Annotated in this window: 20 protein-coding genes and 1 pseudogene; 6 read left to right on the top strand and 15 right to left on the bottom strand. The window is 63.4% G+C overall.

Features of this window, described 5'->3' with window-relative positions:
• Positions 1-175 precede the first annotated feature (175 nt).
• Together ASD01_RS20955 and ASD01_RS20950 are read left to right on the top strand one after the other, a co-directional pair.
• Positions 176-916 (top strand): response regulator, encoded by a 741-nt coding sequence (locus ASD01_RS20955; protein ID WP_034799675.1) that lies wholly within the window; start codon positions 176-178, stop codon positions 914-916.
• Positions 913-2,241 (top strand): sensor histidine kinase, encoded by a 1,329-nt coding sequence (locus tag ASD01_RS20950; protein WP_060644356.1) that lies wholly within the window; start codon positions 913-915, stop codon positions 2,239-2,241. The genes ASD01_RS20955 and ASD01_RS20950 overlap by 4 nt, the downstream gene beginning before the upstream one ends.
• Before the next feature lie 186 nt (positions 2,242-2,427).
• Here the strand turns inward: ASD01_RS20950 and ASD01_RS20945 are convergent, their stop codons facing one another.
• The 10 genes from ASD01_RS20945 to ASD01_RS20900 all read right to left on the bottom strand — a co-directional run bounded on the left by ASD01_RS20945 (position 2,428) and on the right by ASD01_RS20900 (position 12,916).
• On the bottom strand, positions 2,428-2,844 hold the full coding sequence (locus ASD01_RS20945) for an organic hydroperoxide resistance protein (RefSeq protein ID WP_060644355.1): 417 nt from the start codon (positions 2,842-2,844) through the stop codon (positions 2,428-2,430).
• Positions 2,845-3,150: 306 nt separating this feature from the next.
• The gene (locus ASD01_RS20940; RefSeq protein WP_060644354.1) at positions 3,151-4,203 is read right to left on the bottom strand and encodes an alpha/beta fold hydrolase; all 1,053 of its coding nucleotides are present in this window, start codon (positions 4,201-4,203) and stop codon (positions 3,151-3,153) included.
• 154 nt (positions 4,204-4,357) lie between these two features.
• A complete protein-coding gene (locus tag ASD01_RS20935; RefSeq protein ID WP_034799667.1) occupies positions 4,358-5,299 on the bottom strand; it encodes a GlxA family transcriptional regulator in 942 nt (313 codons plus the stop codon).
• An 88-nt stretch (positions 5,300-5,387) separates the two neighbouring features.
• The gene (locus ASD01_RS20930; RefSeq protein ID WP_060530350.1) at positions 5,388-6,026 is read right to left on the bottom strand and encodes a VOC family protein; all 639 of its coding nucleotides are present in this window, start codon (positions 6,024-6,026) and stop codon (positions 5,388-5,390) included.
• Between the two features lie 53 nt (positions 6,027-6,079).
• Positions 6,080-7,423: an epoxide hydrolase family protein gene (locus tag ASD01_RS20925; protein WP_034799663.1), complete on the bottom strand. Its 1,344-nt coding sequence runs from the start codon at positions 7,421-7,423 to the stop codon at positions 6,080-6,082.
• 82 nt (positions 7,424-7,505) lie between these two features.
• On the bottom strand, positions 7,506-8,303 hold the full coding sequence (locus ASD01_RS20920; protein WP_060644353.1) for an SDR family NAD(P)-dependent oxidoreductase: 798 nt from the start codon (positions 8,301-8,303) through the stop codon (positions 7,506-7,508).
• Positions 8,304-8,631: 328 nt separating this feature from the next.
• A complete protein-coding gene (locus ASD01_RS20915) occupies positions 8,632-9,957 on the bottom strand; it encodes an acetamidase/formamidase family protein (RefSeq protein WP_060530347.1) in 1,326 nt (441 codons plus the stop codon).
• A gap of 63 nt (positions 9,958-10,020) precedes the next feature.
• Complete coding sequence (locus ASD01_RS20910; protein ID WP_060530346.1) at positions 10,021-10,215, bottom strand: hypothetical protein; 195 nt, start codon at positions 10,213-10,215, stop codon at positions 10,021-10,023.
• A gap of 181 nt (positions 10,216-10,396) precedes the next feature.
• On the bottom strand, positions 10,397-11,137 hold the full coding sequence (msrA, locus tag ASD01_RS20905) for a peptide-methionine (S)-S-oxide reductase MsrA (RefSeq protein ID WP_082573031.1): 741 nt from the start codon (positions 11,135-11,137) through the stop codon (positions 10,397-10,399).
• A gap of 9 nt (positions 11,138-11,146) precedes the next feature.
• Positions 11,147-12,916, bottom strand: coding sequence for a cytochrome c biogenesis protein DipZ (locus tag ASD01_RS20900; protein WP_060644352.1), 1,770 nt, complete (start codon positions 12,914-12,916; stop codon positions 11,147-11,149).
• Between the two features lie 225 nt (positions 12,917-13,141).
• Between ASD01_RS20900 and ASD01_RS20895 the strand changes: the two are divergent.
• The 4 genes and pseudogenes from ASD01_RS20895 to tsaA all read left to right on the top strand — a co-directional run bounded on the left by ASD01_RS20895 (position 13,142) and on the right by tsaA (position 16,525).
• Positions 13,142-14,177 (top strand): annotated as a pseudogene (locus ASD01_RS20895) (iron ABC transporter substrate-binding protein).
• 23 nt (positions 14,178-14,200) lie between these two features.
• A complete protein-coding gene (locus ASD01_RS20890; protein WP_060530343.1) occupies positions 14,201-15,208 on the top strand; it encodes a FecCD family ABC transporter permease in 1,008 nt (335 codons plus the stop codon).
• Entirely contained in the window at positions 15,205-16,029 is an 825-nt protein-coding gene (locus tag ASD01_RS20885; protein WP_060644351.1) for an ABC transporter ATP-binding protein, read from the top strand. The genes ASD01_RS20890 and ASD01_RS20885 overlap by 4 nt, the downstream gene beginning before the upstream one ends.
• Complete coding sequence (tsaA, locus tag ASD01_RS20880) at positions 16,004-16,525, top strand: tRNA (N6-threonylcarbamoyladenosine(37)-N6)-methyltransferase TrmO (protein WP_034799650.1); 522 nt, start codon at positions 16,004-16,006, stop codon at positions 16,523-16,525. Before ASD01_RS20885 ends, tsaA begins: the two co-directional genes overlap by 26 nt.
• A 58-nt stretch (positions 16,526-16,583) precedes the next feature.
• On the opposite strand, the gene ASD01_RS20875 is transcribed toward tsaA, so the two are convergent.
• The 5 genes from ASD01_RS20875 to ku all read right to left on the bottom strand — a co-directional run bounded on the left by ASD01_RS20875 (position 16,584) and on the right by ku (position 20,350).
• Positions 16,584-16,790 carry a TOBE domain-containing protein gene (locus ASD01_RS20875; protein WP_034799649.1) on the bottom strand — a complete coding sequence of 69 codons (207 nt, stop codon included), beginning with the start codon at positions 16,788-16,790 and terminating at the stop codon, positions 16,584-16,586.
• Between the two features lie 163 nt (positions 16,791-16,953).
• Positions 16,954-17,727, bottom strand: coding sequence for an exodeoxyribonuclease III (gene xth, locus ASD01_RS20870; protein WP_034799648.1), 774 nt, complete (start codon positions 17,725-17,727; stop codon positions 16,954-16,956).
• 13 nt (positions 17,728-17,740) lie between these two features.
• Positions 17,741-18,382, bottom strand: a complete 642-nt coding sequence (locus tag ASD01_RS20865; RefSeq protein WP_060530340.1) for an alpha/beta hydrolase family protein — start codon at positions 18,380-18,382, stop codon at positions 17,741-17,743.
• Between the two features lies 1 nt (position 18,383).
• Positions 18,384-19,466, bottom strand: coding sequence for a tetratricopeptide repeat protein (locus ASD01_RS20860; RefSeq protein WP_060530339.1), 1,083 nt, complete (start codon positions 19,464-19,466; stop codon positions 18,384-18,386).
• Positions 19,466-20,350, bottom strand: a complete 885-nt coding sequence (ku, locus tag ASD01_RS20855) for a non-homologous end joining protein Ku (RefSeq protein ID WP_034799645.1) — start codon at positions 20,348-20,350, stop codon at positions 19,466-19,468. Before ku ends, ASD01_RS20860 begins: the two co-directional genes overlap by 1 nt.
• Positions 20,351-20,356: the final 6 nt, after the last annotated feature.

Raw genomic sequence — 20,356 nt, 5'->3', positions numbered from 1 at the left:
ATTGTGTCGAAATGTATCTGCAGGCGCTTGCATTACATTCGCATGCAAGTCTGGATGTTGCGAACACACCGACGACATATCCAGAGCGTCAACCAGACAGAGCAAGTGGCACAGCCCCCTCGCCCAGAAGCGGCGGCACCGTGCGAAGACCAAACCGACTTGAGGAGTTTGCTCGATGGAGCATATCGACCATGTGCTGATTGTCGACGACGACCGAGAGATCCGGGAACTCGTGTCGAGCTACCTGAAGAAAAACGGCCTGCGCGCGACCGCGGTCGCCGACGGGCGACAGATGCGCAGCTTCCTCGAAGGCGATACCGTCGATCTGATCGTCCTCGATGTGATGATGCCGGGCGACGACGGGTTGGTGCTCAGCCGCGAGCTGCGCGCCGGCAAGCATAAAGCGATCCCGATCATCATGCTGACCGCCCGCTCGGACGAGATGGATCGCATTCTCGGGCTCGAAATGGGTGCCGACGACTATCTCTCCAAGCCATTTTCCGCGCGCGAACTGCTGGCCCGTATCAAGGCCGTGCTTCGGCGCGCGCGCATGCTGCCGCCCAACCTGCAGATTTCGGAGGCCGGGCAGTTGCTGCGCTTCGGCCGTTGGAAGCTCGACACGACGGCGCGGCACCTGATCGATGCTGATGGCACCGTGATCGCGCTGAGCGGAGCGGAGTATCGGCTGCTGAAGGTGTTCATCGACCACCCCCAGCGCGTGCTCAACCGCGACCAGTTGCTTAATCTCACGCAAGGCCGCGAGGCCGATCTCTTCGACCGCTCGATCGACCTGCTCGTCAGCCGGGTCCGCCAGCGACTCGGCGACGACGCCCGCGAGCCGGCCTACATCAAGACGGTGCGCAGCGAAGGCTATGTCTTCTCGGTGCCGATCGAGATCGTGGAGGCGCGCGAATGACCGCGAACGCTGCTGAAAGAGGCTTTCGACTATGGCCGCGCACGCTCAGGGCGCGGCTCTTTGTTATTCTGCTGGCCGGCCTCGCCATCGCACATGTGATGTCGTTCACAGTTCTGTTCTTCGAGCGCTACATGTCAGCCAAGTCTGTCATGTTCAACACGCTCGAAAACGACATAGCGACCTCGATCGCAATCCTCGACCGCCTGCCCGCTAACGAGCGTGCCTCCTGGCTCAATCGCCTCAGCCGCGACAACTACGGCTTCATTCTCGGACCGGGCGTGCCCGGCAACGCGTCGGTCGATCCGGCCACCGCGGAGCTCTCCGCCAACATCCAGCGCGCGACTGGCCCGAAATATCCGGTCACCATCGAGACGATCCCCGGCGATCGCCGCCACGTGCAGGCGCATCTGACATTGAGCGACGGCTCGCCGCTGACGATCGACGTCTATCCCAAGGGGGTCATGCCGCTCGCCGACTGGCTGCCTTACGTGCTGCTGGCGCAACTCGCGCTTCTGCTTTTCTGCAGCTGGTTTGCCATGCGGCAGGCCGTCCGCCCGCTCGTCAACCTTGCCGCAGCGGCCGACACGCTCGACCCAAACCGCAACACGCCGCGGCTCAGTGAGACCGGCCCGACGGAGGTCGCCTATGCGGCAACCGCTTTCAATGCCATGCGCGACCGCATCGCCCAGTATCTTGAAGAACGTGTCCAGATCCTTGCAGCCATTTCCCACGACCTGCAGACGCCGATCACCCGCATGAAGCTGCGCGCGGAAATGGCCGAGGATTTCGCCGATCGGGAGAAGCTGATCCAAGACCTCGGCCAGATCGAGAGCCTTGTGAAGGAGGGGGTTGCCTATGCCCGCAGCGCCCACGGCAATGTCGAGAAATCGACGCGCGTCGATCTCGCCTCATTTATCGAAAGCCTCGTCTACGATTATCAGGACACCGGCAAGTCCGTCAGCGCCAGCGACATTGATGGCGGCACGATCGCGACCCGGCCACAGGCGCTCAGGCGCATTCTCACCAACCTCGTCGACAACGCGCTCAAATTCGCAGGCAGCGCCGAGATCGAGGCACGGCGGCTTGCTGACGATACGGTGGTTATCAGCGTGCTCGACCGCGGGCCGGGCATCCCGGATGATCAACTGGGCGCCGTTTTGAAACCGTTCGTCCGGCTGGAGGATTCCCGCAATCGCGAGACCGGCGGGACCGGCCTTGGTCTCGCCATCGCCCAGCAGTTGGCAGTCTCCATCAACGCGTCGCTGACCCTGCGCAATCGAGACGGCGGCGGCCTTTTGGGCGAGTTGGTGATCAGTCCTCAGTAGTGGAGCGTTTCAGAAAACGCCATATAATACGATATAGAACAATCATATATCGTACTTTTCTGATGTAAAAATTGAGGTCAAAAGCTCAAGAAGCCAAGGCTTACCGGGCTCGGCCAGCCCATGGCCGATGCAAAGAGCGGCGACCCTGATGGTCGCCGCTCCGGAGGTGACAAGAGCTAGTGCTGATCAGACGAGATTGATCGTCACGTCAATGTTGCCCCGGGTCGCCTTGGAATAGGGGCAGGTCTGGTGCGCGGCATCGACGAGCCGACGCGCGACGTCGGCGTCGATCCCCGGTAGGCTGACATTCAGCCGTGCCTTCAGGAAGTAGCCGCCGTCGCGGTTCAGCAGATCCACTTCGGCATCAACGGCGACGTCGGCGGGAAGCGCGACCTTCGACTGGCCGGCCGCCAGACCGATCGCGCCGATGAAACACGCGGACCAACCGGCGGCAAAAAGTTGCTCCGGGTTCGTCCCCGGCCCCGAACTGCCGGGCGTGGAAAGCTTGGTGTCCAGGCGTCCGTCGTCGCTGCGGGCAGCGCCGTCGCGGCCGCCGGTCGTGTGGGTCTTGCCGGTGTAGAGTACCTTTTCAGCTGCGCTCATGGTGTTTTCCTTTCGACAGGTTTGCCGTCCGGGCCCGATTGCCCTGCGACTGTCGAGACGCATCTGGCGCCCTCAAGATGTATCGGATGTTTCACCGACGCCCGAAAATGTATGGAAACCTGCCCAGGTGCCGGCGCCGATACACGCTGATACGAAGTCCATCCGAAAGTGGTTGTCGCCCATTGCGCCACACCAGCATGACGCGGCGCCGCATCCGGCGGGCCCTGTCTCCAATCACCGCGCACAAAAAAACGCGGGGCCGGCGAACCGGAGCCCCGCGCCTCCACGCAATCTGCGGGAGAAAAACTAGAAACGATCGACGGCGACAATTGCCTCGGCAAAAGCGAGCGGCGCCTCCTGCGGCAGGTTATGGCCGATGCCGCCGGCAATCAGCCGATGCTCGTATCTGCCGGAAAAACGCTTGGCGTAGGCGGCGGGATCGGGATGCGGCGCGCCATTGGCGTCGCCCTCAAGCGTGATGGTCGGGACGGTAATGGTAGGGAACTGCGCCAGCCGCTTTTCGAGGTCGTCGTACTGTGCTTCCCCCTCGGCCAGGCTGAGCCGCCAACGGTAGTTGTGGATCGAGATATCGACATGATCGGGGTTTTCAAGCGCCTCGGCACTCCTGTCGAAAGTGGCGTCGTCGAAGTTCCACTTGGGCGAGGCAAGCTTCCAGATCAGCCGGGCGAACTCCTTGCGGTTCTGCTTGTAGCCCTCATAGCCCCGCTCGGTGGCGAAGTAGAACTGGTACCACCAGGCAAGCTCGCCCTGCGGCGAAAGCGGCTTCCTGTTCACCTCCTGGCTGCCGATGAGATAGCCGCTGACGGAGACCAGCGCCTTGCAGCGCTCGGGCCACAGGGCCGCGATGATGTTGGCGGTTCGCGCACCCCAGTCGCAGCCGCCGATGACCGCCTTCTCGATCTTGAGCGCGTCCATCAGGGCAATGATATCCGTTGCGATCACAGCCTGCTGGCCGTTCCTTGGAGTCTCGGCGGACAGGAACCGGGTCGTGCCATAGCCGCGCAGATAGGGAACGATGACGCGATAGCCGGCATTGGCGAGCACCGGCGCCACGTCCACATAGGTGTGAACGTCATAGGGCCAGCCGTGCAGCAGGATCACGGCAGGAGCATCGCTGGCGCCAAGTTCGGCGTAGCCGACGTTGAGCACGCCCGCATCGATCTGCTTGAGGACGGGGAAGGACTTGTTCGTGCCCGGGGCGACGGCGGGTAGGCGCGGCGCCTCACCGGCTCCCGCTTGCGCTCTCACCGCGCCAGCCGATGCGAACTGCGTTGCCGCCAGCGAGAGTGCGATTGCGCCGATGAAACGACGGCGCGGGTGGTTGATTTCGTCCGACATTGACTACCCTCCGGGGAACTGAACTGGCATCACGAATGGAGTGCTGGTGTATCTGGGGCGTGTGCTTGGCGGCGTCCTATTGAAAGCACGTGTAGAAACCGCAGGGGCTGGATACACGGCGATACAATCGCATTTTCAAGGCAGGTTATTGCCGTCAGGCAACGCCTTCGCGCGCATTGCGTCGGATCGTCTGGGGCGGCTGCCCGAGCGTGCGCAGGAAGGCCCGGCGCATGCGGTCGCTATCGGAAAAACCGGTCTGCTCGGCAATCACGTCCATCGAGTGACGCCCCTGCTCCATCAAGAGCCGCGCGGCTTCCACCCGCAGATGCTCGACCGCTTTTGCCGGCGACTGGCCGGTCTCCGAACGGAAGGCGCGACTGAACTGGCGCGCACTTAAGCCCGCGGCGTCCGCGAGTTCGTCTACCGAGAGGACGTTTCGCAGGTTGGCCTTGGCGTAATTGACCGACTTCTGAATGCGGTCCGACTTCGGATCGAGTTCCAGCAGGGCGGAAAACTGCGACTGGCCGCCGGCGCGCCGGTGATAGACGACGAGCTTGCGTGCCACCTGACGGGCGACATCCTCGCCATGGTCCTTCTCGATCATCGCCAGCGCGAGATCAATGCTTGCCGTCATGCCGGCCGAGGTCCACACGCTGCCATCGACGATGAAGATACGATCCTCCTCGACCTTGACCTCGGGAAATCGCTCGCGCAGTTGACGGGCGAACACCCAATGGGTCGTGGCGCGACGACCGTCGAGCAGTCCGGACTCGGCGAGGATGAAGGCGCCTGTGCAAGGGGCTGCCACCCGGCGCGAGACCTCCAAGGCATGGCGCGCGAAGGCGGCGAGTCCCGGCGTTACCGGCTCGATCACGGTGCCCGCGCCGAACATGACGGTGTCATAGACCGCGTCGTCGAAGGCCTTCGTGAGCACGCCGAAGCCGGCGGACGCCTTGATCTCGCCGCCGGCCTCCGACAGCAATTCGATCGCATAGGCTGGTTCGCCAAGCGTCAGGTTGGCGATCTCGAAGGCGGTGACCGCCGCGAACCCCATGAGCTGAAATCCCGGAAAGACGACGTAGCCGATCCTGTGCATCTCACACCACCCCTGTCCGACTCTGTCTGGAATGGCCGCTTATAGCAGATTTACGCCATGGAGGAAACGCGACGGTCATGGCCGGCGCTCATTCGGGAAGCGGCTTGCCCGCATGTTCGGCCACCATGTAGGCCGCATACCAATCCGGCCAGTTATGGTCGTGCTCACCACCGTTGCGCTTCTCGTGCTCGCCATGGGCGGCGGCAGCGCGACGCAGGGCCGCCGCAAGGTCACCGACGGAAGCAAAGTCCGTCACCTCGGTATCCACACGCCCGGGCAGACGTTCGGTCACCTCTTGCAGCAGCCAGCCGTTGCCGTCGGGGTCGCTGAAGGTGGCATAGGAGCGGTAGCTGCGGCGCGCGGGATCGCGTCCGCTGATCGCTGGCTTTCCGGGGCCCTCGCGGTGGAAGATGTCGCTGACCTCGGCGCCCCGTTCGACGAGTTCCGCACGCGCGGCTTCGATATCCGAAACGACCAGATAGAGGCCGCTCGCCGAACCGGGCGTAGCCGAGGTCAGCCCGGTGCCGAAGTGGATCGATGCCGGCGAGCCCGGGGGAGTGAACTGCACAACGCGAAACGCATCGCCGACGGGAAAGTCGGCATCGAGCCGCCAACCGAGGCGACCGTAGAAATTTTTGGCGCGATCGACATCCGCGACCGGAATGACGGCGACCTCGAACTTCAGATCGACCGATGGTGCTCTGTTGTTGCTATCTGCACCTGTCATGACACTTCTCCTTTGTTGCGACGGTGGGGCGCGCTTTCGCACGCCTCTTCCTGTCAGCTCGGTTGACGCAGTGACTTGAATGAAGCCCTCAACTCGTCGACTAGGGCTTGCGGCTGTTCCCAGGCTGCAAAGTGCCCGCCCTTGGCGAGACGATTATAATGGATGAGCTTGGGGAATGCCTTCTCCGCCCAGGATTTTGGTGCCTGATAAAGCTCGTCCGGGAAGGCGCTGACGGCCACCGGGATCTGCACGCCCTTCGGCTGGAAGAAGGCAAGCTTGTTTTCCCAATAGAGCCGTGCCGACGACACGGCGGTATTGGTCAGCCAGTAGAGCGTGACATTGTCGAGCACGTCATCGCGCGTCAGCCCTTCCGGCTTGCCATCGAAGACGCGGGCGATCAACTCGTAGCTGCGGGCATCGTGGTCGAGCATCCAGCTCGCAAGCCCGATCGGCGAATCCTCAATCGCATAAAGCGTTTGCGGACGTTTGCTCATCTCCTGCGCATAGGACAGCCCGTTCCGGTAGAAGAAGTCGAGCTGCTCATAGGCGCGGCGCTCGTCGGCCGAAAGGTTCGCTGGTGCCGGCTGGCCGGCATCGAGGCTCTTCTGGATCTCGTCAGGCACGGTCGCCGGCATGTTGGTGTGGATCCCGAGCAAGCCCGCCGGCTGCTGCAGCGCCATCTGCTCGGTAACAGCGTCGCCCCAGTCGCCACCCTGCGCGACGTAATGGGAATAGCCGAGACGCTGCATCAGCACTGCCCAGGCGCGCGCGATCCGGACAGGGTCCCAGCCGCGCTCCGTCGGTTTGCCGGAGAAGCCGTAGCCGGGAAGCGAGGGGATGACCACGTCGAAAGCATCGGCTTCCGTGCCTCCATGCGCGTTCGGATTGGTCAGGGGATCGATGATCTTCAACTGCTCGATGATCGAGCCCGGCCAGCCGTGGGTGACGATGAGTGGCATCGCGTTCTTATGCTTGGAGCGCACGTGAATGAAGTGGATGTCAACGCCGTCGATGTTGGTCACGAACTGCGGCAGGTCGTTGAGTGTCTTCTCCACGCGGCGCCAATCGTAGTTTGTTGCCCAATAGTCGGCGAGCTTCTGCATGGTGGCAAGCCGCACGCCCTGGGTGCCGTCCGCCACCAGTTCGCGATCCGGCCACTTGGTCGCCGCGATGCGCTGCTTGAGGTCGGCAAGTGCGGCATCACTGGCGTGGAATTGGAAAGGGCGGATGGATTCGTCCGTGGCCGGTTTGGCAGCCGACGTGATTTGGACGTCGCCGCCGGCGGAGACGCCCGCCGCTTGAGCGGCGAGCGGAGGAAGCAGGATCGCGATCGCGCCCGACAATGCCAAGGCGGCCAGTCGGCGGTTTTGGACAATGGGCATAGAACGTCTGAACATCATCATTCTCCTGGTTCGATTGGCGAGGCGAGGAACCGCCTCGAAAGTCCGGGTTGGGAGGTTGCCGGAAGGTGAGCGGGCGCTAGCTCCCGATACGGTAGCGAGCGGCCGGCGTTTTCCTGGAAAGGTTCGGCATCAGCTTCTGCCGTGCGGCCTCATAGGCTGCCCAGTCAGCGGCATCCGGCAGCGCTGGGATAGTGATCACTTCGCCCTGGTCGAGGCCGGCAAGTGCCGCGTCCACCATGTCCTCGGCGCGCATGACGATCTCGCTCGGCACGTGTTCGATGGGGGTGCCGGCAATGCCCCAGAAATCGGTGGCGGTCGCACCCGGCAACACGGCCTGGATGCGGATATTCTTCTCGGCAAGTTCCTTTTGCAACGACAGGGTGAAGGCCAGGACGAAGGCCTTGGTGCCGCCATAGACGCCGTTCAGAACTTCCGGCGCCACGCCGACGATTGAGGCGATGTTGATGATCGTGCCAGTGCTGCGCGCCGCAAATCCGGGTGCCACCGCATAGGTCAGCCGCGTCAGCGCGCTGACGTTGAGCGTGATCATCTCGTCCATCTTGTCGACATCGGAGGCAAGCAGCGGCGCCGTCGCGCCGACCCCGGCATTGTTGATCAGCATCGTGATGCTCGCATCGCTTTCGAGGATCTTCTCGACCCGCCTGACATCATCCCTGTTGCCGAGGTCCGCGGCGACGACTTCGATGGCGCGGCCGGTTTCGTCCGCCAGCCGGCGGGCTAGATCGTCGAGGCGTACGCGGTTACGCGCGACGAGAATGAGGTCATATCCGCGATGTGCCAGGCGGTCAGCATAGATCGCGCCGATACCGGACGAAGCACCGGTGATCAGTGCAGTGCCTTTTGATTTGCTCATTTCAAGCTCCTTTGCTTGGGTTGGAGCCTCAATGGTACGGCCGAAAGATCGCGTCTCAAATGTCGTAATTCCGTCTTTTCAGGACATAACCCGCCTGGGCGGACGCGAACCAAATTTCGCCGTGACCATGCGTGTGCTGTGTATCCGCGATGTGTTCGGAAGCGGCGTCTGTGTATCGCAATGTTTGAACGGCCGCGGACGGCGGCAAACCGATACGAAATGCCCTGGGGTTTCTGCCACTGCGCCTTAGCGTCAGAAAGCGAAACGGGGCCGACATGACGTCGGCCCCGCTATCGTCTGCAAGCAACTCCTTGAAAATACAGGAGGCTCAGAGATTGTAGAGACTGCGCGCGAACGCGCCGATGCCCTTTGCGTCGAGCAGGTTGAGCGGGGCACGAAACGTTACCCGCGCCACGCCCGGATGGCGGCCGATCTCGATTGCACCTGCGATCGTTGCCCGGTTCATCACTTCGGGAACGCTGAGACCGAGCAGGTCCGCCGCCCGCTCCAGCCCGTTCGTGGTCGCATCGTTGAGGTTCGCGCCCGTGCCGATGAAGGTGACCGGGGCGTCAGCTTCGACCTCTCGGACACCGTGCTTGCGGGCAAGTGCCGCCACCCGCGTTCGTTCCGCCTCGTCAAGCGGACGTGCAAGGAACGGTACATCTTCCAGCACCGGCAGAAGGATCGGCCCGTCGATATTGAGCCCCTTGATGACATGGACCTCCAGCGTCACCGTGCCGGCGACGTCGCAGGTATGGCCGGCAATTTCGCCGTCGCCCTGCAGGGCATGCATGTCCCCCATATAGATGCCACCACCCGGTACCTTGACCGGGCAGATCAGGATCGCGCCTTCCCGCACGGTATTCACGTCCATGTGGCCGTCAGTCTTATGCTGGACGAGTTCGTCCGCGGTCAGGGAATAAGCATGTGGTGCGTCGGTCAGAAACTGGCCGAAATCGCCGGCATTGTGCGAGTCCGGCATCGCCTTCGACGGCGTCGTGCCCAATTGGCCGAGGAATGGCCGAAGCCTTGTGGCAACACCGATGAGGTCCGCTGGCGCGAAGGTCAGGATCGGATGCTGGATCGAGCCGTCCGGCAGGGCCAGCAGCCGTTCCGCATCCGTGGCAAAGGTCTCGGCAGTCGCTTTGCCGACGGTCAGCCCCACCTGGCGCTCATCGTCGAAGGCGATCGTGTAGCCGTTGGTGAAGATGAAGGGCGTCGCGTCCGCGCCGCACTTCTCGCAGCGGATCGCAGTCTGGCCGATGCCCTCCACGCGCGTGCGCGGCCATTCCGTGCCGCAGCCCGGGCAAACGGCCGCGCAGAAGGGATCACCGTTGAAGCGACCAGCCACCACCTCGTCGTTGCCCGAGGCCGTCGCCGCGGACGTGACGATCAGCGATCGGATCCGAATGGCAACGGCGTCGCCGATTTCAGCGCCCGCGACCGCCACAGGGCGCGTCACCTCATGTCCGCCGCGGATCTCCGGCGTGATCATCGGCCCCCAACATCCCGGCGCCGTGTTCGCGATGATGACACCGCCATCGGCGACAGGCCCCAGCATCGGCTCGGCGGGGTCGAGTATCCCGTTGGTCAACTCGTTGACAAATACTGTCCGAGCCCCGGTCGTCTGGCGCTCTCTCGTTTTCTCCAGCATGTCACTTTCCTCCAGGTTGATTGGCATCAAAGGTTCGGGCCGCCCGTCTCGGCGGTACTATCGTCAGTCGAAGAACGGATCGGCAAACTCCTCGTGCGGCGCCTCTTGCAGCAATCCTGCTCCCTTCTCAGCAACCGTTGCAGATCCGGAACCGGAGACGAGTGCGGCAAGAAGCGAGGGTTCTCTCGGGTCGCTATCCCAGGCGCATGGTGCCGCCGCGAGCGCGGCGATGGCGAAAACTGTCGCGAAGATACGCATGATGGCTCCTTCCGTTATTGATGTCAGCAGCGGCGTTTCGTCGCCGAAGGCTCGAAACGTGCTCGCGGCCAGAGTGTCTCTTGGGCGTATCGCGGATGTGTGCAGCAGGCCGCGAAACTGTATCCTTTGTAAAAGGCGGATCTGGCTCGGTCCTCTGGGACGCCTCACGGCGCCTCATCAGCTAAGAAGCGCTGTCCGCCACAAGCACCGGCTTCTGCCGATAGAGGCCCGGAAACAGACGATGCAGCGCGCCGATCTTCGGTTTCTCGTAGATGACCACATAGGGCTGGCCGGGATTGTTGTAGACGTAATCCTGGTGATACGCCTCGGCCGGGTAAAAGGTCTTCCCGTCCTCGATGGTCGTCGCAATCGAGCGGCTGAAAACGCCGCTCGCATCCAGTTGCGCGATATAGTCGGTGGCAACCTTCGCCTGCTTTTCATCGCGCGGAAAAATCGCCGATCGATATTGCGGTCCGCTATCGGGTCCCTGCCCACCAAGCTGCGTCGGATCATGAGCGACGGAGAAGTAGATCTCGAGCAGCTTGCCGTAGCTCACCTGCTTCGGGTCGAACGTGATCTCCACCGCTTCGGCATGCCCTGTGGCGCCGGTCTCCGTCTCTTCGTAGGTCGCCGTCGCGGCGATGCCGCCCGCGTATCCTGACGTGACGCTCGCGACGCCAGCCACGTGCTGGAACACCGCCTGCACGCCCCAGAAGCAACCGCCGGCAAAGACCGCCGTCTGGCGGCCGGCCGTCGGCGCGATATCGTGGAGCGCCTTCGGCACAGGCCTGGTCTCCTGTGCCGCCGACGGCGGCCCGTTGAAAACGAAGGTCAATCCGCCACCGACCATGGTCGCGGCGACGAGAAGGCGTCGCGTGAAGGCGGACCAGGTGCGCCTGCGCCGTTTTTCATTGTCGCTCATGGCAAACTCTCATCCAAAGGTGAAAACGAAGGCTTCTGCGCCGGGTGCGAGAAAGCGGATCTCGAAGGTCCGCTCCCGGGCTGCTCCGGACTGGCGGACGAGTTGATAAAGGCGGGTCGCCGTAACGGTACCTTTGCCGGCCGCATCGATATCCGCGCCATGGTCCGCGCCCGGCGCCACCCCATCGATGGTTATCTGAAACGGAACCGGCCTGCCGCCGGCGCCAGTGCCGAGCACCAGGTGCAGGTCCCGCGCGCGGAACCGGTAGGTGATGCCGCCGCCGGCCTCGTTGAGGCGCGCCTCTTCGGCGCCGACCGTCCAGTTGCCGGTCAGCCCCCATTCATTGAGCCCCGGTTTGCCGACCGTGTACCGCGCGGACGTATTGGCCGAGACGCCCTCGGGCGAGACGAAGTTTGCGGCTCGCGCATAACCGACATAGGTCTCGCCGGATCCGAGGCGTGCCAGGTCCGGCGAGGCCTCGGCACCCTTTGCCTCCGGCTTGACCAGATCGCCTTCGGCATTCTTCTTGCCGGCGGCTTCCGCCAGCAGGTCCTGGATCACCCGCTCGGATCCTTCATAGTCGCCCTCGCCGAAATGGGTGTAGCGGATCTGCCCCTCGGCATCGATGAAGTAGTGGGCCGGCCAGTAGCTGTTGGAGAAGGCGCGCCAGATGGCGAAGTTGTTGTCGATCGCCACCGGATAGGTGATCTTGAAGTCGCGCACCGCCTTCTCGACGTTGCCGATCTGCTTTTCGAAGGCGAATTCGGGGGCGTGCACGCCAATGACGACCAAACCTTGGTCGCGGTACTTCTCCGCCCAGGCCCGAACGTAAGGGATGGTGCGGATGCAGTTGATGCAGGAATAGGTCCAGAAGTCGACGAGAACGACCTTGCCGCGAAGCTCGGCCGGCGTCAGCGGCTTCGAATTCAGCCACTGAACCGCGCCGTCGAGCGACGGAAATTGCCCTTCCACCGGAAGATCGCTGCGATAGGCCGCCTGTCGCGTATCCTTTGCGGCAAGGGTCATGCGGGTGCTTGCGACGTCCACGGGCGAAGCACCGCTGCGCAGGCGATCGAGGATCGACTGTTCGACGCCCGACGTGCTGGCATAGGAAAGCTGCGCCAAAAGACCGGTGTCGAGGCCCAGCGCGATCGCGCCAACACCGGCGAGCACCGCAACGCCGAGACCCTGGCGGATGCGGTCGCCAAGGCCGAGGAAGCGCTTCATCGCCGCGAATACTCTGGCACCGGCCAGGACGGCGAGCGCCAGCGAGGTCGCAGCACCGGCCGCATAGGCCACAAGCAGCAGCGTGGTCTGCGCATTCGCGCCGTTCAGCGCCGCCCCGGTCAGCACCAGACCGAGCACCGGTCCGGCGCAGGGCGCCCAGAGCAATCCGGTCGCAACGCCAAGGAGGATCGAGCCGCCGATGCTGCCCTTCTCCCCGGTCGCAGCCTTTCTCGACAATCGGTTGCCGAGTTCCACGAGCGGACCGGTCACAAAGGCGGCAGCCCGCGTCGAGAGCAGCGTCACGCCGAAGACTGCGAGCATCGCGATCGCTGCGTAGCGGCCATAGGCGTTCGCCTGCACCGCCCAGTTGCCGCCTAGGGCTGCAAGCGAGGCGATACCCGCAAAGGTCACGATCTTGGCGAGCAGCATCGGAAGAATGCTGGTGGAAAAGGGTTGGCCGGCGCGGGCAAGCACGAATGGCAGCACCGGCAGGATGCACGGGCTGACGATCGTCAGCACGCCGGCAAGATAGGCTACAACAAAGAGGATCATCACCGTCTCTCCGCATGGGATCAATGCCCGAGGCACAGATCGCTTGTCACGTGCGGCAGAGGACCATCGCGACGTATCGCGGATGTTTCCGACAGGAGCGGAATTGTATCTCAGTGCATCAGGGTGGCTCCCGATCGTCGCAAATCGCGCAATCAATATATTCCATGAAATATAACGACATGCCATAGTGCGGCCTGACCGATCCCTCTCGCTATCGTGGCCTTCATGTTGAAATCTCTTGCGATAATCTTCTCAGCCGTGCTCGGCCTTGCCTCAGGCGCAGCCGAGGCGCGTACGATCACCGATGCCGCCGGGCGGACGGTTGAGGTTCCCGATACCATCACCCGCGTGCTTGCTGCCGGCCCGCCGGCCTCGGTGCTCACCTATGTTCTGGCACCGGACAAGCTCGCCGGCTGGGTGCGCGAGCCGACGGAGGAGCAAAAAGCATATCTGCTACCGTCGGTCCGCGACCTGCCGACCTATGGCCAACTCACGGGCAAGGGCGGTAGCGCCAATGTCGAGGCGGTGCTTGCCGCCAAGCCGGACATTATTCTCGACGTTGGAACCGTCAACGACACCTACCGCTCGCTGGCCGATAAGGTGCAGGCGCAGACCGGCATTCCCTACGTGCTGATCGATGGACGCTTCGCCGATAGCGGCAAGACGCTGCGCGACGTCGGCGCGCTGCTTGGCGTGGCCGAACGCGCCGAAACGCTCGCAACCTATGCCGACCAGCGGATCAAGGATCTGAACGACAGTCTCGCCATGATACCGGCCGATCAAAGGCCGCGCGTCTATTATGGCCGCGGCCCGGAAGGGCTAGAAACGGGGCTTTCCGGCTCGATCAATGTCGAGATCCTGGAAGCCGTCGGCGCCGAAAACGTCGCGGCGGCAGCCGGCAAGGGCAGCCTGACCCAGGTGTCGCTCGAACAGATTCTCTCCTGGAACCCGGACGTCGTCATCGCAGCAAGCGGAAAGTTCAGCCTCGGCAAAGAAGGACCCGCTCTGGGCCGACGTGAAGGCAATCACGACCGGTCGAGTCTTAACCGCGCCGTCCCTGCCTTACGGCTGGTTCGACTCGCCGCCTGCGATCAACCGAGTGATCGGCGTCGTCTGGCTGCAGAACCTGTTTTATCCCGACCGCTTCAAGGGGGACCTGAAGGCTGAGACCCGCGATTTCTACAAGCTGTTCTACCAGGTCGACCTGACGGACGAACAAGTGGCCACGCTCCTGAAGGGGGCGGTGCCGGCTTCGAAATGAATCGGAGGCAGGAAACATCGGACATGCTAGCCGAAGGGCGCAAAGGCAATCTCTGGCTCCTCGTCGGCCCCCTCCTCCTGCTCGCCCTGGTGTCGATGTCGGTCGGCAAATATGCCGGCCCGTCGGAGATCGCCGGGGCGCTGCACGCGGCCCTATCGGGACAGCCGAGCGACCCCGTTCTTTCAACCGTGCTCTGGAACGTGCGGCTGCCTCGGGTGGGGGGTGCGATCCTGATCGGCGCAGCACTTGCCGCAGCCGGCGCCACCTATCAGGGGCTTTTCCGCAATCCCCTCGTCTCGCCGGATATCCTTGGCGTTTCCGGCGGTGCCAGTCTCGGCGCCGTCATCGGCATCTTTCTGTCGCTGCCGGTCCTGGCAATCCAGGCGATCAGCTTCGCAGGCGGGCTGCTCGCCGTCGCCGCAGTCTATGCCGTCGGCATGGCAATCCGCGGACGCGATCCGGCCCTGACGCTCGTTCTGGCAGGGATCGCCATCGGCGCTCTCGTCGGTGCCGGCATATCGCTGATCAAGATCCTCGCCGATCCCTATGACCAGTTGCCGGCGATCACCTATTGGCTGCTCGGCAGCCTCACTGCGATCACGCGTCTCGACGTCGTTTCGATCCTGCCGTCGCTTTTGATCGGGCTGGTGCCGCTGGTGCTTTTTCGCTGGCGCATGAACCTGATGACGCTCGGCGACGAGGAAGCCCAGACCTTGGGCGTCGACACGCGTCTTACCCGCGCATTGCTGATCGCGGCGGCAACGCTGATCACGGCGGCGGCCGTCTCCGTCAGCGGCGTCATCGGCTGGATCGGCCTCGTGATCCCGCACATCGCGCGCATGCTGGTCGGCCCGGACTTCCGCCGCCTGCTGCCGGCCTCGATGATATCTGGTGCTGCCTATCTGCTTGTTGTCGACATGCTGGCGCGCAGCATTGCGCTCATCGAAGTGCCGCTCGGCATCCTGACCGCTGCCGTTGGCGCGCCCTTCTTCCTGTGGCTGCTCGCCTCCGGCCGGAGGGCCTGGCTATGACGCTGGACATCAAGAATCTCGCCTTCGGCTATGGCGGACGCACGGTAGGCGAGAATGCCTCCCTGTCGCTTGAGTCCGGCGAGGTTCTGGCCCTGCTTGGCCCCAACGGCGCCGGCAAGACGACGCTGTTCAAGACCGTCCTCGGTCTCCTGCCGGTCAAGGCCGGCGATATTATCCTGGACGGTCGACCGCTTTCCGCCTGGTCGCGGCGCGAACGCGCCAGGCAGATCGCCTATGTTCCGCAGGCGCATGCGGCACTTTTCCCGTTTACAGTGCTGGAGGTGGTGTTGATGGGGCGAGCCCCTCACCTCGCGCCGTTCTCATCGCCTGGCGCTCGCGACCGTCGGATTGCCATGGAAGCGCTTGGCGGCCTCGGCATGGCCCACCTTGCCATGCGCCCCTATACCGAGACCAGCGGTGGCGAACGCCAGATGGCGTTGATCGCCCGCGCACTGACGCAGGAACCCGCCATCCTCGTCATGGACGAGCCGACCGCCAATCTCGACTATGGCAACCAGATGCGGGTGCTTTCGCATGTCCGAGCGCTGGCGGCACGCGGGCTTTCAGTCGTGCTTTCGACGCACAATCCGGATCACGCCTTCCTGGTCGCGGACCGCGTCGCCCTTCTCCACGCCTCGAAACTCATCGCGCTCGGCTTACCCAAGGACGTGTTGACGCCCGCCGCTCTCAAACAACTCTACGACATCGATGTGGTGATCGGCTCGATCGACGGCAGCGACGCCCGTCTCTGTGCGCCGCGCCTCACGACCCCCTCTATAAGGAAAGGAACTGACCATGGTCCGCCAGAACGAAATCCGTGAGAACGAGGTGGCCGTGGTACCGCCCGCGGCAACCGACGCCGGTCTCGTCTTTATCGGCCGCATTTCCACGCCCTGGACCTCGCGCATGGAAACCCCTCGCCAGGGTCGGCATGACGGCCCGGTCTGCCGTATCGAAATCTTCGAACCCTGGGTCCTGGCGCTGAAAGGCGTGGAGGCGTTCGAGCGGCTGGAAATCCTCTACTGGCTCGACCGTTCGCGGCGCGATCTGGTGTTGCAAAGCCCAGCCAGCAACGGCGAAGTGCACGGAACATTTTCACTGCGCTCGCCGGTTCGGCCGAACCCGATCGGCACCTCGATCGTCAAGCTCGAAGCCGTGGAAGGCTCGAGCCTTCTCGTGCGCGGCCTTGATTGCCTCGACGGTACGCCACTCATCGATCTGAAGCCCGACCGGACGCTGTTCAAGCCGATTGCGCCGCCGCAACGCGGCGACTTCGAGACCGGCGACGGCAAAGCGCATTACTGCCAGAAGGCGTGATCCGGTCGCGATTTGGCAGGGCGCGACGGTCGATCCACGCGCCCTTGCCGCAAGCGTATCAGTCGATGCCGACCATGACATCCGAGGCCTTGATGACCGCATAGGCTTCGCCACCGACCTTCAGGCCAAGTTCGTCGACCGACTCGTTGGTGATCGCTGCAGTCACGATCGAGCCGCCGACGTCGATCCGGACATGGGCGGTGGTGGCGCCCTTGATGACTTCGACAATCTTGCCCTTGAGGCGGTTGCGCGCGCTGATTTTCATGCGGTTCTCCTTCGTGTTGACCAGGCTGAATGTCGCGGTCACCGCATTCAGCCGCTAGGCCGGACGGGGTTTACCCCGGATCGCGGCTGCGAATAGCGGCGTTCGAGGCGAAACAGTATCACCGTCGCGCATGGACGTGCAGTCTCCCCGCAGCATTGTCAGGTCAATCGCGGAGCGTGATCCACACCGGCGCATGATCGCTCGCACCCTCCATGCCACGAACCTCCCGGTCGATGCCGGCACCGGTAAGCTTGCGAGAAAGCTTGCGGCTGAGCAGCATATGATCGAGCCGAAGCCCCGCGTTGCGCTGCCAACGGTTCCGGCGATAGTCCCAGAAGGTGAAAAGCTGGTCCTTCGGGTGGATCTTGCGCAGCGCATCGAGCCAGCCCTGGTCGAGAAGTTCGCCGAATGCGGCGCGGCTTTCGGGCTGGACCAGCGCATTGTCGTCGTAGGAGGTTGTCGGGTAGATGTCGCGCGGCTCCGGAACTATGTTGTAGTCGCCGGCAAGCACGACAGGCAGATCTAGGGCGAAGAGTTCGGCGGCATGTTTGGCCAGACGCTCGTGCCAGGCAAGCTTGTAGACGAACTTGGGGCCTGGCTGTGGGTTGCCGTTGGGCGCGTAGAGACAGGCGACCAGGATGCCGCTGACGGCAGCCTCGATATAGCGCGCCTCGGCATCCGACGGGTCGCCGTCGAGCCCGACACGGGTCAGCACCGGCTCGCTGTCTCGGGCGAGGATCGCGACACCGTTCCACGCGGATTGTCCCTGCCGCACGGCGCCGTAGCCGGCCGCTTCGATCGCCGAGCGCGGGAACTGCCGATCGGGCGCCTTCAACTCTTGCAGACAGACGATGTCCGGCTCCGCCTCGCCCAGCCAGGCGATCAGGTTGTCGAGCCGCCTGTTGATGCCGTTGATATTGAAGGTGGCGATCTTCATTCCGGCGATCGGATCAGCGTGTCAGCCGGGCAGCCCAGGCTGCCACCGCATCGGCCAAGGTCCTTAAATGATCGGCGGTCGAAAAGCCGGAAATGCTCTTGCGCGGTTTGAGATCATGGTCTCCGTCCTCGAGCCACAGGACTTCGATCGCATCGGAAAGCCCGTAGTTCTGCACTTCCTCGCGCGTGCCGAATTCGTCGCGGGTTCCCTGGCAGATCAGCGTCGGCGTCTTGAGGCCGGCCAGGTGCTTGGTGCGCAGTTGCTCGGGCTTGGCTGGCGGATGGAAGGGATAACCGAGGCAGAGCAGCCCGGTGATCCTGCCGGCCGCATGCAGCGGATCGGCGATCATGCTCGCGACGCGTCCCCCCATCGACTTGCCGCCGATGATAAGTGGGCCTTTGACGTCCAGATCCTCGATGGCGGCGAGATATTCCGGATTGAGCGTGTCGGCGCGAGGCGGCGGCTTGCGCCCCTCAACGGTGCGCCTTGCCGCCATATAGCCGAACTCGAAGCGTGCAACGCGAAAGCCTGCCGTCGCAAGCGCCCCTGCGGTCGCGGTCATCGAAGCCGAATCCATCGGCGCGCCGGCGCCATGGGCAAGAAGGATGGTGACCGCGGCATCGTCGGGTCCGTCGAAGAGAAATTTGTCGCCCATATCAGCCTGTTCTCGGGCGGCTCTGCAGGTCGACATATTGCACGCCGCGCTCCGCCGTTCGCGCCCATTCGCTATCGCTATCGAGTTCGAGATAGCGGGTCCACCAACGCTTCGCCTCCGCGAGATCGCCGGCATCGAATTCGAGTTTCGCCAAGTTGAAGACGGCGTCGGCATAGTCGCCGTCGATCTCGATCGCCTTCCCGAGATGCCTGCGCGCGGCGTCGATCCGCCCCCGTTCGTTCATCAGCCCCGCGAGGTTGAACCAGGCCTCGACGAAGGATGGATCGAGCTTGATGGCGCGGGCGTAATCATGGGCCGCATCTAGCTCCCGTCCGGCTGCCTTCAGGCAATTGGCGCGGTTGAAGGCCGCGACCGAATCCGTCCGGTCCATGGCAAGATAGCGTTGATAGAAGGCCGCAGCCTCCAGGTAGTCGCCATTGGCTTCCGCCTCCTCGGCCAGATCGAAGAGATCTTCCAGGGCGGCATCGTCGGGTGTGTCGAGATCGAAGAGCAATTGCCCATTCAGCTCGCTCAGGCCCTCGGCGCTGCGGGCATAGATCGCATCGGTGCCACCGTGGTGCAGCGAAAGCGCCGTCAACGAGGCGACCGGTCCGGAGCGATGAACGGACCGGGCGATCGCGCTCCAACTCGCGCCGCTGGCAATCAGCTCGGCATATTTCCTGGCGAGGATGAGGTCGCGGAACGAGTAGGGCTCGCTGTCATGCTCGAAAGCGTCGAACAGCGAGAGCAGGTCGAAGATGCGCGGCGAGAGCCTCGCCTGATCGATCAGCGACTGGCGACTAAGCGCGGACGCAGCCGGCACCGACATCAACCCCAATAGGCGAAGAAAGCCGTTCTCGCTGATAAGCCACCGCCCGGACGAATGTTCGGCATCGAAGCGGGCTTCGATCTCCGCCTCGCTCGATTTGGCAAGCAGGCTGCGGCCGAACACCAGATAGGTCGTCTGGCGCGTCACGCCGCGACGCACGTGGCCGTGCTGGCGCTCGACCTCGCGCGCCACAAGCCGGCGCGGGAAGGCCGACAACGCCCCGACGATACCGAATGTCTGGCCTGCAACAGCCATCAGGCTTTCTTCTTCGCGGCCGGCTTTGCCGCCGTCCGCTTGGCTGGCGCTGCCGCCTTGGTGGTTTGCTTGGCTGCCGGCTCGGCCTTGGGCTTGCTCTTTGCAGGCGGCTTCGACTGCGACAGGCTCGCCTTCAGCGCATCCATAAGGTTGATGACATTGCCGCGCTCAGGGGCTGCCGCAATGATCGGCTTATGACCTTTGAGCTTCTCGCGGATCATCTTCATCAGCGCGATCTCATAACGATCCTCATAGTTCTTCGGGTCGAAGACCGTCATCTTCTGCTGGATCAAGGCTTCGGCAAGCTGCAACATTTCAGGGTCCGGATGACCAACGGGTACATTGCCGAAATATTCAGCGGTTCCGCGCACTTCGCTCGGGTTTCTCAGCGTACAGACGAACATTCCGGTTTCGCGCGCGCCGATGGTCACGACGCGTTCACGGCTCGAAAGCACCAGGCGCGCGATCGCCACCTTGCCGCTCTTTTTCAGCGCTTCGCGCAGGACGACGAAGGTTTCCTCGGCCATCGCGCCGTCGGGCGCGAGATAATAGGGTGCGTCCTGGTAGATCACGTCGACGGAGCCTTCATCGACGAAGGCCTCGATGTTCATCGTGTGATTGGATTCGATCCTGACGCTGTCGAGATCGCTGTCCTCGATGATGATGTACTTCTTGTCCTCGTACTCGTAGCCCTTGACCAGATCCGAGCGCTCGACGAGCCCGAGTTCTGGATCGACCGGCTTCATGTTGATCCGGTTGTGGGTGTCCTTGTGCAGCTGGTTGAAGCTGATGCGCTCGCTCGAACTGGTCGCCGGATAGAGCCTGACGGGGCAACTGACGAGACTGAGTTTGAGATAACCTTTCCAACTTGCCCTGGGCGCCATTGATGT

Source organism: Ensifer sp. Root423 (genome assembly GCF_001426275.1).
GTDB lineage: Bacteria > Pseudomonadota > Alphaproteobacteria > Rhizobiales > Rhizobiaceae > Ensifer > Ensifer adhaerens.
Note: the sequence above shows the minus strand (reverse complement) of the source record. Positions and strands in the feature narration are given on the sequence as shown.